The organism is Streptomyces roseoverticillatus (genome assembly GCF_000719265.1).
Lineage (GTDB): Bacteria > Actinomycetota > Actinomycetes > Streptomycetales > Streptomycetaceae > Streptomyces > Streptomyces roseoverticillatus.
The window spans coordinates 203,527-217,685 of the sequence record NZ_JOFL01000001.1 but is presented as its reverse complement, the minus strand read 5'-3'; the positions used below and the strand labels follow the sequence as shown (position 1 = coordinate 217,685).

11 protein-coding genes are annotated in these 14,159 nt (G+C 73.6%); 4 read left to right on the top strand and 7 right to left on the bottom strand.

The features are described 5' to 3' along the window. Window positions 1-3 precede the first annotated feature (3 nt). Complete coding sequence (gene secD, locus IF61_RS0101000; RefSeq protein WP_052392294.1) at window positions 4-2,343, bottom strand: protein translocase subunit SecD; 2,340 nt, start codon at window positions 2,341-2,343, stop codon at window positions 4-6. A gap of 98 nt (window positions 2,344-2,441) precedes the next feature. Next, a complete protein-coding gene (locus IF61_RS0100995) occupies window positions 2,442-2,879 on the bottom strand; it encodes a hypothetical protein (RefSeq protein ID WP_030364216.1) in 438 nt (145 codons plus the stop codon). A gap of 204 nt (window positions 2,880-3,083) precedes the next feature. On the opposite strand from IF61_RS0100995, the gene IF61_RS0100990 reads away from it, so the two are divergent. After that, window positions 3,084-3,719 (top strand): DUF4352 domain-containing protein, encoded by a 636-nt coding sequence (locus tag IF61_RS0100990; protein WP_030364215.1) that lies wholly within the window; start codon window positions 3,084-3,086, stop codon window positions 3,717-3,719. A 59-nt stretch (window positions 3,720-3,778) separates the two neighbouring features. Here IF61_RS0100990 and IF61_RS0100985 read toward each other — a convergent pair whose 3' ends face one another. The 4 genes from IF61_RS0100985 to IF61_RS33805 all read right to left on the bottom strand — a co-directional run bounded on the left by IF61_RS0100985 (window position 3,779) and on the right by IF61_RS33805 (window position 8,711). Further along, complete coding sequence (locus tag IF61_RS0100985) at window positions 3,779-4,693, bottom strand: LysR family transcriptional regulator (protein ID WP_030364214.1); 915 nt, start codon at window positions 4,691-4,693, stop codon at window positions 3,779-3,781. Window positions 4,694-4,767: 74 nt separating this feature from the next. Beyond that, on the bottom strand, window positions 4,768-5,967 hold the full coding sequence (locus IF61_RS0100980; RefSeq protein WP_030364213.1) for a glycine C-acetyltransferase: 1,200 nt from the start codon (window positions 5,965-5,967) through the stop codon (window positions 4,768-4,770). A gap of 79 nt (window positions 5,968-6,046) precedes the next feature. After that, complete coding sequence (tdh, locus tag IF61_RS0100975) at window positions 6,047-7,075, bottom strand: L-threonine 3-dehydrogenase (RefSeq protein WP_030364212.1); 1,029 nt, start codon at window positions 7,073-7,075, stop codon at window positions 6,047-6,049. Between the two features lie 130 nt (window positions 7,076-7,205). Beyond that, a complete protein-coding gene (locus IF61_RS33805) occupies window positions 7,206-8,711 on the bottom strand; it encodes a serine hydrolase (protein ID WP_245684352.1) in 1,506 nt (501 codons plus the stop codon). A 667-nt stretch (window positions 8,712-9,378) separates the two neighbouring features. Between IF61_RS33805 and IF61_RS0100965 the strand changes: the two genes are divergently transcribed. Then, window positions 9,379-10,050, top strand: a complete 672-nt coding sequence (locus tag IF61_RS0100965) for a hypothetical protein (protein ID WP_030364210.1) — start codon at window positions 9,379-9,381, stop codon at window positions 10,048-10,050. Between the two features lie 30 nt (window positions 10,051-10,080). On the opposite strand, the gene IF61_RS0100960 is transcribed toward IF61_RS0100965, so the two are convergent. Further along, window positions 10,081-11,598, bottom strand: coding sequence for a glycoside hydrolase family 47 protein (locus tag IF61_RS0100960; protein ID WP_052392333.1), 1,518 nt, complete (start codon window positions 11,596-11,598; stop codon window positions 10,081-10,083). Between the two features lie 952 nt (window positions 11,599-12,550). Between IF61_RS0100960 and IF61_RS0100955 the strand changes: the two genes are divergently transcribed. Further along, window positions 12,551-13,561: a D-2-hydroxyacid dehydrogenase family protein gene (locus tag IF61_RS0100955; protein WP_030364208.1), complete on the top strand. Its 1,011-nt coding sequence runs from the start codon at window positions 12,551-12,553 to the stop codon at window positions 13,559-13,561. Further along, on the top strand, window positions 13,558-14,055 hold the full coding sequence (locus IF61_RS0100950; RefSeq protein WP_030364207.1) for a flavin reductase family protein: 498 nt from the start codon (window positions 13,558-13,560) through the stop codon (window positions 14,053-14,055). The genes IF61_RS0100955 and IF61_RS0100950 overlap by 4 nt, the downstream gene beginning before the upstream one ends. Window positions 14,056-14,159: the final 104 nt, after the last annotated feature.

Here is a 14,159-nt window from a genome sequence, read left to right as displayed (position 1 = left end):
CCGTCAGACCACCGCGCCCGAGCCCCGCCCGGCCTTCGTCCCGGCGCGGGGCGCCGGCGATGCCACCACGGCTCCGGGATGACGTCCTTCGAGGACCACCGCGAGCGGTGCCGCCGTCAGGACGGTCGAGGCGATGCCGAACAGCACCCCGGCGAGGAGCGCCAGCGAGAAGTCGGCGAGCGAGTCGCCGCCCAGGACCGCGAGCGCGGTGAGCACGAACAGCACCCCCATGCCCGTGTTGAGCGTGCGCGGCACCGTCTGCAGGATCGCGCTGTCGACGGCCGACGCGAGCGAGGCGCGTCCGGCACCCGGCCGGCGGTGCGTCTCCCGGATCCGGTGCGTCTCCCGGATCCGGTCGAAGACGACCACTGTGTCATTGACGGAGTAGCCGACCACGGTGAGCAGCGCGGCCAGGAAGACGCTGTCGGCCGGCCTGCCCAGCCACGCGAACAGCCCGGTCACCAGCAGCACGTCCTGGACCATCGCAGCCACCGCCGCGGTCGCGAAGGTCCAGCGGAACCGCACGCTCAGGTACAGGAGCTGGGCCGCCACCGCCGCGCCCAGGGCCAGCAGCGCCTTGTCGCGCAGCTCGCTGCCCAGGCTCGGCCCGATCCGTTCGTCGCGCTCGACGGTGACGGTTCCGCCGTGCTCCTCCAAGGCCGTCCTGATGCGCTGCTGGTCGCGGTCCGAGAGATCGCCTGAGCGGACGACGACGTCCCCGTTGCCCGCCTTCTGGACGACGGCGCGGGGGAACCCGGCGTCCCCGACCGCGGCCCGTGCCCGCTCCACGTCCACGGGGCGGCTCGTGCCGTACTCCACCAGCCGGCCGCCGGTGAACTCGACGCCCAGCTGCAGCCCGCGCACCCCGATCCCGGTGACGGCGAGCGCCAGCAGCGCGCCGCTGACGGCCAGCCAGGTGCGCCGGCGGCGCATCAGGCGCGGCCCGCGGCGGGCGAGGAGGGCCCGGATGCGGTCGGCCGACGCGACGCCCGCGAGCCGCGGCCGGCGCCGGACGCCGCGGAGCCGTAGCGCCCGGTCGGCGAGCACCCGCGTGATGACGAGGGCGGAGACCATGGAGGCCACGACGCCCACGGACAGGGTGACGCCGAAGCCCTTCACCGGGCCGGTGGCGAAGAAGAACAGCAGAGCGGCGGCCAGCAGCGTGGTGACGTTCGAGTCGACGACGGCGCTCCACGCCTTGCCGGAGCCCTTGCTCAGCGGTCCGCGGAGGTCGGACGGGGCCGCCGGGCGGCGCGCGTACTCCTCGCGGGTCCGCTCGAAGACCAGGACGTTCGCGTCCACGGCCATGCCGATCGCGAGCACGAAGCCGGCCAGCCCCGGGAGGGTGAGCGTGGCCCCGAGCGCGACCAGCGCGGCGTACGAGATGAGGCCGTAGAGTGCGAGCGCCACCGTGGCCAGGACGCCCAGCAGCCGGTAGACGGCGACGACGAACACCGCCGTGCACACGAGGCCGATGACGGCCGCGGCCGCGCTTGCCCGGATCGCCTCGGCGCCCAGCGTCGGCCCGACGGTGCGCTGTTCGACGACCTCGACCGGCACAGGCAGGGCGCCGCCCTTGACGAGCGCCGCCAGGTCACGGGCCTCGGCGTCGCCGAACCCACCGGTGATCTGCGCGCTGCCGCCCTGGATGCCGCTGCGGCACGGCACGCTCTGCTGCATCGCCGGTGCCGACACGACGCGGTCGTCGAGGACGATCGCGACGCGCCGGGCGGTGTCCCCGGGCGCGGCGCAGGCGGCCTCGCCCGTGACGCGGGCCCAGTTCTTCTCCCCGCCGCCCCGGAACGAGAGGGCGACCGTCCAGCCGCCGCCGGTCTGCGTGTCGAGGACGGCCCGGGCGTCCTTGACCTCCTTGCCGGTCAGGGCCGGAGGCCCGAGGCGCAGGTGCTGCCCCGGCGCGTCGGGGTCGGGCAGCGTGCGCGCTACGCCGCCGTCCGGTGCGGACGCGGCGAGTACGGGGTGGAAGGTGAGCTGCGCGGTGCGCCCGACGACCTCGGCGGCCTTGCGGGGGTCCTGGACGCCGGGCAGCTCGACGACGATGCGGCGTTCGCCGGAGCGGGCCAGCGACGGCTCGGCCACGCCGAGCGCGTCGACCCGCTGCCGCAGCACCTCCAGGGCCCGGTCGGTGGCGGCGGCATCGGCACGGGTGGCGGGCCCGTTACGGGTCTCCAGCACGATCTGGGTGCCGCCGCGCAGGTCCAGGCCGAGCCGGGGCGGGGTGGTCAGGGCGAAGTACAGCGAGGCGGCGACGGCGGCCAGGGCGAACAGCGCGCGCCACAGCGGGGCACGGCGAGGCCGGGGTTTCCGGGATGTCCGGGATGGCATGGGTTCTCCACTTCACGGCATACGGAGGCGGAGCGCCGGCCGCCGTGCCGCCCGCTCCGGCCGGGGGCCGGGAGGGTGGAGGGGCCGCGCTCGTGGCGTCAGCTGCTCCGTGGGGAGGGAGGACCGCGAGTGCTGCGGGAAGAGGGGGCCGCGGCGGGCGGCGCGCGCTCCTGGCGCGGGCCGGCGAGCTCGCCGGGCGGCAGGGGGACGCCGAGCGGCCCCGCCACCGGGCCGGGCACCGCTCCGGGGAGCCCGGGCAGCCGCATGTGCTGGATCGCCGCGGACGCGTGGAGGCCGTGGGCGGCGAGGGCATGGTCCGCCGCCGCGAGGTGCGCGCCGGGCGCGCGGACGGCGGCGCGGACCTGTCCGGCCTGTCCGGCCTGTCCGGCGGAACCGGTGACGGAGACGGCGGGAGGAAGGGCGGCGCTGCTGCTGCCCGTACTGCCGGCGGCTGTTCCGCAGACCGCACCGAGCAGGAGGACGAGCAGGGCCCACAGGGCGACCGGTACAGGCGTACGCCGCGGGTGACGGCTCACGGCGCCTCCGTTCGCTCCCGATGGTCCGGCCCGATGGTCCGGCCCGCTGTTCCGATGCCACGATTTGATCACTCAATTGTCACAGGAGCCCCATCGACCCCCCGATTGGCCGGAACCCGCCCGGTGGCGCGGTAAGAATGTGCACGTCAAGCACGGAAATGTGCACGTCAAAACATGCAACGCATTCATCACGGGGGATTCATCATGCGTCGTCAGCTCCTCACCGCCGCGGCCGTCATCGTGCTCGCGACCACCGCCACCGCCTGCAACGGCGACGGCACCGACCCCGCGGCCGACGCCAGCGCCTCGGCGGACCAGAGCCCCGCGGCCCAGGGCAACGGAGGCCAGGGCGGAGGCCAGGACAAGGGCCAGGGCCAGGACAAGGGTCAGGGTCAGGACAAGGGCCAGGGCGGCGACGCCCACGCCGTCGGCGGCAAGCTCACCCTCAAGGGCAAGAAGGCGGGCGAGCAGCTCGACGTCACCCTGAAGGGCTTCGCCGACCCGGCCCACAGCGACAACAAGTACAACAAGCCGTCCGCCGGCAAGCGCTTCGTCGCCGCCCAGTTCGAGCTCGTCAACACCGGCACGGTCGCCTACTCGGACAGCCCCTCCAGCGGGGCCAAGGTCATCGACGAGCAGGGCCAGGCCTTCACCCAGACCATGGGCGGCGTCACCGAGGGCCCGAAGTTCCCGGTCACCGTGAACCTCGCCCAGGGCGCCAAGGCCCTCGGCTGGGTCGTCTTCTCCGTCCCCGAGAACTCCAAGACGGCCAAGGTGCAGTTCACGATGGACGGCGGCTTCGCCAACGAGACGGGCGAGTGGACCCTGAAGAAGTCCTGAAGAAGTCCGGAGGAAGTTACTGAGGAAGTCCTGAGGAAGTCCTGAGGCAGCGACGCCCGTCAGTTCGTCGACAGCGAGCCCGCGACTTCCGTGAGCGCGTCGAGGACCGGCCGGAACAGCGGGTGGTCCTCGGAGCCCCGCCGCACCGCGGCGAACACGCGGCGCGTCGCGGCCAGGCCCCCCACGGGGCGGACGACGGTGTCCTTCAGCTCCATGCCGCGCAGCGCCGAGCGCGGCACGAGCGCCACCCCGGCCCCGGCGCCGGCCAGGGCCACCACGGCGCGGAAGTCGTCGGAGGAGTGCACCAGCCGGGGCTGGAAGCCGGCCAGCTCACAGGCCAGGACCACCACGTCGTGGCACGGGTTGCCCGGGTAGGGGCCGATCCAGTCGCAGTCGGCCAGCTGGTCCAGGCCCACGCGGGGGCTCCGCGCCAGCGGGTGGGACGCGTGCAGGACGGCGTCGAACGGCTCGGCGTAGAGCGGTACGCGCACGAGCCGCCGGTCGTCCTCGCGCGGCGCGCCCCGGTACTCGACGGCGAGGGCAACGTCGGCCTCCCCGTCCAGCACCATCGGCAGGCTCGCGTCGCCCTCCGCGTCGCGCACCCGCAGCCGGATGCCGGGGTGGCGGCCGGCGAGGAGGGCGATGACGGGGGCCAGCACCTCGGCGATGCCTGTGGCGAACGCCGCGACGGTGAGCTCCCCGGCCGTGCCGCCCGCGTACGCGGCGAGCTCGGCCTCGGCCCGCTCCAGCTGGGCGAGGACCTCGTGGGCGTGGGTCAGCAGGATCTCGCCCGCCGCGGTCAGCCGCACCCCCCGCCCGCTGCGGGTCAGCAGGGCGTGGCCGGTCTCCTGTTCCAGCGCGGCGAGCTGCTGGGAGACGGCCGAGGGGGTCAGGTACAGCGCGGCGGCCGCGGCGGTCACCGTACGGTGGTCCGCCACGGCCCGCAGGACGCGCAGCCGCCGGGGGTCGATCACCCCGCCATTTTGCCAGGAACGGGCGGTATCCCCGGCGGGGGCCCGGCCCGGGCCCCCGCCGGGGATACCGGGGATCAGCCCCGGAGCGCCTTGCGCGCGTCGATGAACGCGGCGACTGCCCGCTCGACGTCCTCGGTCGAGTGCGCCGCGGACAGCTGGACGCGGATGCGGGCCGCGCCCATCGGCACCACCGGGTACGAGAAGCCGATGACGTACACGCCGCGCTCCAGCAGCAGCTCGGCCATCCGGCCGGCCTCCGCCGCGTCACCGATCATGACGGGGGCGATGGCGTGGTCGCCGGGCAGGATCTCGAAGCCCGCCTCGGTCATCTTTGTGCGGAACAGCTCGGTGTTGGCCTTCAGCTTCTCCCGCAGGTCGCCCGCGGACTCCAGCAGGTCGAGGACCTTCAGGGAGGCGGCGGCGATGACCGGCGCGAGGGAGTTGGAGAAGAGGTACGGGCGCGAGCGCTGGCGCAGCAGGGCGACGATCTCGGCGCGCGCGGCGACGTAGCCGCCGGAGGCGCCGCCGAGGGCCTTGCCGAGGGTGCCCGTGATGATGTCGACGCGGTCCATGACGCCGTGCAGCTCGGGGGTGCCGCGGCCGCCCGCGCCGACGAAGCCGACGGCGTGCGAGTCGTCGACCATCACCATCGCGTCGTAGCGGTCGGCCAGGTCGCAGATCTCGCGGAGCGGCGCGACGTAGCCGTCCATGGAGAAGACGCCGTCGGTGACGATCAGCTTGCGGCGGGCGCCGCCCTCGTTCGCCGCCTGCAGCTGCTTCTCCAGGTCGGCCAGGTCGCGGTTGGCGTAGCGGAAGCGGCGGGCCTTGGACAGGCGGATGCCGTCGATGATGCTCGCGTGGTTGAGGGCGTCGGAGATCACCGCGTCCTCGGCGCCGAGCAGGGTCTCGAAGACGCCGCCGTTCGCGTCGAAGCAGGAGGAGTAGAGGATCGTGTCCTCCTGGCCGAGGAACGCCGACAGCCGCGCCTCCAGCTCCTTGTGGACGTCCTGCGTGCCGCAGATGAAGCGGACCGACGCCATGCCGTAGCCCCAGCGGTCGAGGGCGTCCTTGGCGGCGGAGACGACCTCGGGGTGGTCGGCGAGGCCCAGGTAGTTGTTCGCGCAGAAGTTCAGGACGTCGCCGGGGGCGCCGCCGGCGGTGACGTTGACGGAGGCGCTCTGCGGGGTGCCGATCACGCGCTCGGGCTTGAAGAGACCGGCCTCGCGGATCTCGTCGAGGGTGGCGCGGAGGTCGTCGCGGACGGACGCGTACATGCGGGGGACTCCTTACGGAAGAAAGCGGTGACTGCCTGGCCGGGGGCGGCCGCCCGGCGGGAGGGGCGGCCGGGCGGGGTCAGGCGGTCCAGTCGAGGATGATCTTGCCGCTGCGGGCGGTGGCGGCCTCGTCGAAGGCCGCGTCGAAGTCCTTGTACGAGTACTTGCCCGTGATCACCGGGCTGAGGTCGAGGCCGGCCTCCAGCAGCACCGTCATCGCGTACCAGGTCTCGTACATCTCCCGGCCGTAGATCCCCTTGACAGTGATCATCGAGGTGACGACCTTCGCCCAGTCGACGGGGAACTCCTGGGCCGGCAGGCCCAGCATGGCGATCCGGCCGCCGTGCGTCATGTTCGCGATCATGTCGCGCATGGCCTCGGGCCGGCCCGACATCTCCAGGCCGATGTCGAAGCCCTCGCGCAGGCCCAGCGTGCGCTGCGCGTCCGCGATCGAGGCGCCGGAGACGTTGAGGGCCAGGGTCGCGCCGGCCTTGCGGGCGATCTCCAGGCGCGGCTCGCTGACGTCGGTGATGACGACGTTGCGGGCGCCGGCGTGCTTGGCGACGGCCACGGCCATGATGCCGATCGGGCCCGCGCCCGTGATCAGCACGTCCTCGCCGACGAGCGGGAAGGAGAGCGCGGTGTGCACGGCATTGCCGAACGGGTCGAAGATCGCGGCGACGTCGAGGTCGACCTTCGTGCGGTGCACCCACACGTTGGAGGAGGGCATCACGACGTACTCGGCGAACGCGCCGTCGCGGCCCACGCCGAGGCCGACCGTGCTGCGGCACAGGTGGCGGCGGCCCGCCAGGCAGTTGCGGCACTTGCCGCAGACCAGGTGGCCCTCGCCGCTGACCAGGTCGCCGACCTCGATGTCGCGGACGTCCGCGCCGACGGCCGCGACCTCGCCCACGAACTCGTGGCCGAGCACCAGCGGGGTGCGCACCGCGCCCTGGGCCCAGCCGTCCCAGGAGCGGATGTGCAGGTCGGTGCCGCAGATGCCGGTGCGCAGCACCTTGATCATGACGTCGCCAGGGCCGTACTCCGGCTCCGGGACGTCCATGAGCCACAGCCCGGGCTCGGCCTTGTGCTTGACGAGTGCCTTCATGGCTGCGGCTCCAGGCGTGGTGGGGCGATCTTTTACGTGCGCGCACCAATGTGCCCAGTGATGACCGTGAAGTCCATCGAGGTTTTCTTAAGCGGGCCAACAGCAGAACTTCACACGGTGCGCGCGTGCCTCACCCGAGGCGGGTCAGCTTGGCCCCCGCGCCCGGCGCCGCCAGGTCCCGCTGGAGCGCGACCGGCACCTGCGCCCGGCCCGGCCCGGTCCCGACGGCGAGCGCGCCGATCTCCGTACCGGCCTTGGCCTCGTGCGGGACGAGCTTGCCGCCGCCGGTGAGCTCCAGCTTCGCCTTCAGGCCGCCCCAGCCCACGGCCTGCAGGTCCTTGGTCGCGACGACCGGCGTCCGGCCGCCGAGCCCGTCGTCCACGTGCCCGACGACATCACCCTTACGGACGACGGTCGCGGGAACCAGGGCGTCCTGCACCGCCTTGATCATCTTGTAGCTGCGCTCCTTGACGACCTTCAGGTGGGCGTTGGCGTCGTTGCTGCCCGCCTGTCGCTGGGCCATGGTGGCGCCGACGATCAGGCGCTCCTTGCCGTCGATCGTCCGCTTCGCCGCCCACATCAGCGCACCGCCCGCCGGGCCGCTCGACCCGGTCTTGATGCCGAGCCCGCCCGGGTTGCTGACGAGCAGGTCGTCGTTGTTGTTGTAGATGCGGCCGGGGAGGCCGGGGACGTCGGCGTTGGGCATCTTGACGATCTTGCGGAGGACGTCGTTCTTCATGACCTCCCGGGCCAGCTCGACCTGGTCCACGGCGGTGCTCACGGTCGACGCGTCCAGGCCGCTCGGGTCGGTGTACGTCGTGTCGTCCATGCCGAGCTCCTTCGCCGCCTCGTTCATCTTCTTCACGAAGGCGTCCTCGGACCCCGCGTCCCAGCGGGCGAGCTGCCGGGCGATGTTGTTGCCGGACGGGATCAGCAGCATCTGCAGCATCTGGAACAGGGTGTAGCTCTGCCCCTGCGACACGTCCACCCGCGACTCCTCCTCGGCGCCCGCCTCCTTGGCCGCCGTGGCGTCGATCGCGATCCGGTCGCCCTCCTCGCCGGCCTTGAGCGGGTGGTCCTTGAGGATCACGTACGCGGTCATGACCTTGGCGACGCTCGCCGTCGGTACGGGCTTCTGCTCGCCGTACGTGCCCAGGCTGCCGACGCCCACGACCTCGGCCGCGGCCTGCCCCTCGCCCGGCCAGGGCATCGCGAACGCGTCACCCGTGAAGGTGTACGGGTCTCCCGCCACCACGAACTTCGGGTCCGGCAGGGGCCGGAGCAGCTGGACGGTGCCGAGGAGGACGGCGAGCAGCAGGACGAGCGGTGACCAGATCTTCAGCCGCCGCGCCACGGTGCGGGCCGCGGTGGGCGGGGGCGCGGGGCGGTTCGTCAGCTGCGCCAGCAGGGCGAGGGGCGGGGTGTCCGCCGAAGGCGGGGCAGCCTCCGGCCGGGGGGTCGACGGGGCGTGCGGGGCAGCCTCCGGCCGGGGGTTTGCCGGAGCGTCCGGCTGCGGTTTCGGCTGCGCCGGGCCCTGAGCCGGCTGCGGGGGAGCCTCTGCCGGCGGCGCCGGAGCACCCTCCGGCGGCTGCTCGGTAGCCGCCTGCGGCTGTGCCGAGGTGTCGGCGGGCCGCACGGGAGCGTCGGCTCGCTGCGTCAGAGCGTCCCCCGGCTGTGCCGGGGCCCGGGCCGGTTGCCGGGGAGGCTCTGCTGACGGCTTCGGAGCGCCCTCCGGCGGCTCCGGCGCCGCCTGCGGCTGCGCCGGAACATGTGCCGGCTGCCCGGGAGTCTCCGCTGAAGGCTTCCGAGTCTCCTCCGGCTGTGCCGGAGCCTCCGCCGACCGGCCGGGAGCCGTCCGCGGCTGTGCCGGGGCGTCGGCGGGCCGCTCGGGAGCCTCTGCCGGCTGCTTCCGGGGCTCCAGTGCCCACTCCGGAGTCTTCGCCGGCTGTTCCGGAGTTTCCGGCGACTGGTCCGGAAGTCCTCCCGGACGCGCCGGGATACCGGTGGACCGCTCCGGAGCTTCCGGCGAGGACTGGGCGGTCTCCGCCGGCTCCTTCTTCCGCTCCGCCATGCCGGGGGACTCGCCTGCCACCGGTGCCTCCTCCAGATCGTCACCACTCGTCTTCGAACCGACGTGCTAGACGAGAGCGACATACCTGCTGGTTCCGTTACCAATCAACGGATCCGATGAGTGGGTGTTCGTCACGGAAGCATCCTGTTGGTACCGGCTCGGTCAACGGCCCTCCGCGGTCGTCCCGGCGGCAGTACGGTCCCCGTGCGCGCCGAAGCCTTGGGGGGAATCCATGCGCAAGAACCTGCTCGCCGCCGCTGCCGTCGTCACCGCCGTCGGCTGCCTCACCCTCACCGCCTGCAACGACGACGACGCGAAGAGCGGCGGCACCAGCCCGTCGCAGGTCACCACCGGCAAACCGGCCACGTCACCGGCGACGCCACGGCCCACCGTCCCCTCCGTCCCCACCGCCTCCGACAGCGGCCCCAAGGGCGCCGCACTCGCCTTCGGCGAGCCCTCGCGGACCGTCGGAGCGGGCACGGTCGGCATCCTGGAGATCACCCCGGCGACTGTCGTCTACGCGCGGGCGGCCGGCCGCGTGACACCGCAGCACGGCACGTTCGCCGTGGTGACGCTGCTGGAGAAGTCGCTGAGCGCCAACCCCGCCGACGAGGAGGCGCCCGCCAAGGGCGGCGGCTGGCGCTGGGTCGCCGCGGACGGGCAGTCCGTCCCGGCGGGCAACGGCAACGCCGCCGAGGTGGTCCTGGAGAAGTACCGGCACTCCGGCGGCATCGCACCGGGGGCGTCGCAGGTGCGCGCCAAGGTCTTCGACCTCACGCCAGCACAGGCCAGGGGCGGCACGATCGTCTACACGGACGGGACGAAGAGCGACGACCGCTGGAAGGTCCCGGCCGTGGACACCGGGCCGCAGGTCGCGGAGGTCAAGCAGCAGCTCAAGCCCTGATGACCGTCAGCCGGGGCCCTGACCGAGGGGTCACGCGTCCCGGAAGCCGTCGAGGACCTTCCCCTCCGTGCTGAGCCAGCCCCGCTCGTAGTCAAAGCGCGGAGGCTCGGCGAAGGTGAGGTAGAGCCACTTGAAGTTCTCGGCGAACACGTACGCCGGGCAGTGGTCGCCCTTGGCCATCGGCCGTTTGGTGACGTCGGTGAGCACCGTGTAGCCGCCCGGCACGCGGTGGTGCCGCTTCAGGTTCTGGAAGTAGCGCCACGCCGTCGTCCGGTAGTACGGGTCCCCGGTCTGCCAGTACATCTGGAAGGCGCAGTTGGCGTATTCGGGGCGCAGGTCGTTCCGCGGGCTGAGGACCTTCAGCCCGCGGCCGTAGTCGATCTCCTCGGGGACGACCTCGTACTTGTCGAGGACGGCCGTCCAGGAGCGGTAGTGGCCGGCGGCCAGCTCGTTGTCCCCGCCGACCGGCAGCACGGCGACGGACAGCGCGGACGCCCTGCGGCTGATGAGCTCCCCGGTGGCGAAGTCGACGTGCTTGAACCAGAGCCGCCCGTCCACGTGTTCGGCCTGGTGCCGGCGCATGGCGGCCGCGAACATGCGGAACCAGTCCCGGCACTCCTTGTCGCCGAACATCACCCACGCGCCCCACAGGTACTCGTAGAACGAGTCCGCAGGCGGGTTCACGGCGACGCTCTCCCGGTCGGCCCACCGGCCGGTCTCCACGTTCATCCGGGTGGCGAGCAGGTCGAGCGACGACCGCCGCTCGACGATCGCGCGCAGGGCCCCCTCGGCCGCCCGCCGGTACCGGGCGTCGCCGGTGAGCCGGGACAGCGCCCCGAACTCCAGCACGTTGGTGCCGATCTCGGCCAGCGGCAGCGTGGCGCCCCGGACGTGCCCCGTCCGAAGATTGACGTACCGGTAGGGCATGCCGGTGGGCGACGCGGTGAAGGCGGGCAGCAGCCGGTCCGCGAGGTCCGTGCAGCGGCTGAGCAGCTCCTTCTCGCCGGTGGCGAGATAGCCCGAGAGGAGGCCTCCCACCAGCCGGATGGTGGACTCGAACACCTGGAAGTCGGCGTTCACGTCGAAGTCCAGGTGATCCTTGATCCAGTCGACGCAGCGGTCGACCTCGTCGTCGAGCTCCATCAGGTGCAGCGTGTCGACCGCCTCGACGATCGACAGGCCCACCGGGTGGTTCTTCGCGAAGAACTCGCGGTGGCGGCCCGACACCGGGAGCACCTCGTCGTGCCCCCAGGCGAAGCGCTTGTACCCCTCCCACGCGTGGCCGAACTCGGCGCGGATCTCCTGCGCCTTCGCCCGGTCCGGCCGCGCCGCCCGCCGCCGCGCGCCGGGCGGCGCGGCCCGGGGCAGCGAACGGGACGTGCCGCCGGGCAGCGGCGCCACGGCGCGCCGCCCGCCGCCCGGCTCCGCCAGGAGACCGGGCCCGGCGCTCGCCGCGAGCCCGCCCGTGACGGCGAGCGCGCGGAGCAGGCTGCGGCGGGTCGTGGGCCCGAGCCGGGCCGTCCGGGCGCCGAGCGATGCGTACGTCATGACGGGCAGGTCCTCCTGGTCACCGGTTCCCCACCCGGACACTTGATCGCAGTATGCGTCGGCTCCGCCGCTGCGGGCGGCAGGCGCGGCGGAGCTCCTCGCGGAGCCCCCGGGCTCTTGTGTCCCGGATCACTCCACCGGCCTGTCCGGCCTCCATTGACCTCCATCGGCCGCCTTGGCCAGGATGATCAAAAACCAGGCCTTTGGGGGATGGGCGTGAGTTCCGACATGGCGCATCGCGATCCGGGCACGGGGCCGCCTCCGGCGGGTACGGCGTCATCTGCGCGGGCGCCGTCGGCGTCATCGCCGCCGCGGGTGTCCCGGCTGCATCCGCCGCAGCCGACCCGGATGCCGCCGGGGCGCGGTCAACTTCCGTGCGGGCACGACCCGTCAGCCTCGCCGGTCGCCGCCGCTACGGATTCGCTGCCCGGGTCTCCGGGCCCGCTGTTCGTCGCCGGCCCGCGACGCTGCCCCCGACGACCGTCACCCGCCCGGCGCGCCATCGGGCCCCGGCGGCGCGCCGGGCAGCGGGCGGGCGCGGCACCGTCCGGGCCCCGGTCCCCGCTCGCGACACGGTCGGCCTGGAGACCCGGGCGCGCCCGGCTCGACGCCCTGCCCGCGGCCGGATGATCCGGACGTCCACGGGCCGCCCGCATTCCCGCGAACCCGACCAGCACGACGTGGGCGCCCGATTGCGAAGACCTGTCCGGCACCGCCGTGACAGGGCCGCCCGGCTGCGAAGCCCCGACCGGCACCCGACATGACAGGGGCACCCGGCTGTAACCACCCGACCGACACCCGACGCGAACAAGGCCCCGACCGGCATCCGGCATGACACGGCCGCCCGGCTGCGAAGCCCCGACCGGCACCCGACACGACTGGGCCGCCCGGCTGCAAAGCCCCATCGCACCGACACGTGACCGCCATCCACACCCCAAGGGAAAGCGCTGACATGAAACTCCGCTGCGCCGTGCTCGACGACTTCCAGTCCGTCGCCACCACCGCCGCCGACTGGTCGCCCGTCGCCGATGACGTCGACGTCGTCTCCTTCCCCGGTCACTTCGGCACCGAGGACGCCCTCGCCGCCGCCCTCGCCGGCTTCGACATCGCCGTCACCCTGCGCGAGCGCGTCGCCTTCCCGGCGTCGCTGTTCGCCCGGCTGCCCCGGCTGAAGCTGATCGTCGCCTCCGGCATGCGCAACTCCGTCATCGACTACGCCGCCGCCGAGCGGCACGGCGTCACCGTGTGCGGCACGGCCAGCTCCTCCACTCCGCCCGCCGAGCTGACGTGGGCGCTGCTCCTCGGCCTGGCCCGCGGCATCGTGCCCGAGGCCACCGCCCTGCGCCTGGGCGGCCCCTGGCAGTCCACCGTCGGCGTCGACCTGTACGGCCGCCGCCTCGGCCTGCTCGGCCTGGGGAAGATCGGCGGCCGGGTCGCCCAGGTCGGCCTCGCGTTCGGCATGGACGTGGTGGCCTGGAGCCAAAACCTCACCGAGGAGCGGGCCGACGAGGTGGGCGTCGGCCTCGCGGCGTCGAAGGAAGAGCTCCTTCGGACCAGCGACTTCGTATCCGTCCACCTCGCGCTGAGCGACCGGACCCACGGTCTTCTCGGTGCCGCGGAGCTCGGTCTGATGAAGCCCACCAGCTACCTGATCAACACCTCGCGGGCCGCGATCGTCGACCAGGACGCGCTCGTGGAGGCCCTGCACACCGGGACCATCGCGGGCGCGGGCATCGACGTGTTCGACATCGAGCCGCTGCCCGTGGACCACCCGATGCGCACTTCGCCGCGCCTCCTCGCGACCCCGCACCTCGGCTACGTGTCCCGCGCCAACTACGCGACGTACTACGGCCAGGCCGTCGAGGACATCCGGGCGTACCTCGCGGGGACGCCGGTCCGGCTCCTCGGCGGGCACCCGGGGCCGGCCCGCCCGGACCTCGCCCGGACCGGGGCCGGGCAGTGACCGTCGACGCGGCCACCCTGCGCTCGGTGCTCCGGGCCCACGCGTCGGGCGTGGCGGTCCTCACGGCGCCCACCCCGGCCGGTCCGGCCGGGGTGACCATCACCTCCTTCACCTCGCTCAGCGCCGAACCCGCCCTGGTCTCCTTCGCGCTCGCCGACTCCTCGTCCACCTGGGCGCGCGTCAAGGACGCGCGCTGGTACGGCATCCACGTCCTGGGGGCCGGCCAGACCGATCTGGCGGAACGATTCGCCGCCCGGGGAACCGACCGGTTCGCGCCGCCAACGCGCTGGACCGGAGGCCCCCACCACGTACCGCTCCTGGAGGGCTGCCGGGCGCGGCTCGTCTGTTCGCGCCGCGAGGTGATCCGCGTCGGCGACCACCACCTGGTCGTGGCCGCCGTCGAGCACGCGGAGCCGGGCGAGCCCGGCGCCGGCCTGGTCCACCTGCAGGGCGTCCTGCGCCCCGTCGGCTCCAGCGTGCCCGCGCGGACCTGACACCACGGCACGGCAGGCACCACAGGCGGCCCCGGGGGCGCCCCCGGGGTCTCCCCGTAGGTACGACGGCGCGCGGTGCTCCGTTCGCTCCCCGAGCGCTGCTG

Coding starts and splice junctions, on each gene's coding strand:
- secD (WP_052392294.1), bottom strand. CDS start 2,343: ATGCCATCCCGGACATCCCGGAAACCCCGGCCTCGCCGTGCCCCGCTG.
- IF61_RS0100990 (WP_030364215.1), top strand. CDS start 3,084: ATGCGTCGTCAGCTCCTCACCGCCGCGGCCGTCATCGTGCTCGCGACC.
- IF61_RS0100980 (WP_030364213.1), bottom strand. CDS start 5,967: ATGTACGCGTCCGTCCGCGACGACCTCCGCGCCACCCTCGACGAGATC.
- tdh (WP_030364212.1), bottom strand. CDS start 7,075: ATGAAGGCACTCGTCAAGCACAAGGCCGAGCCCGGGCTGTGGCTCATG.
- IF61_RS0100965 (WP_030364210.1), top strand. CDS start 9,379: ATGCGCAAGAACCTGCTCGCCGCCGCTGCCGTCGTCACCGCCGTCGGC.
- IF61_RS0100960 (WP_052392333.1), bottom strand. CDS start 11,598: ATGACGTACGCATCGCTCGGCGCCCGGACGGCCCGGCTCGGGCCCACG.
- IF61_RS0100955 (WP_030364208.1), top strand. CDS start 12,551: ATGAAACTCCGCTGCGCCGTGCTCGACGACTTCCAGTCCGTCGCCACC.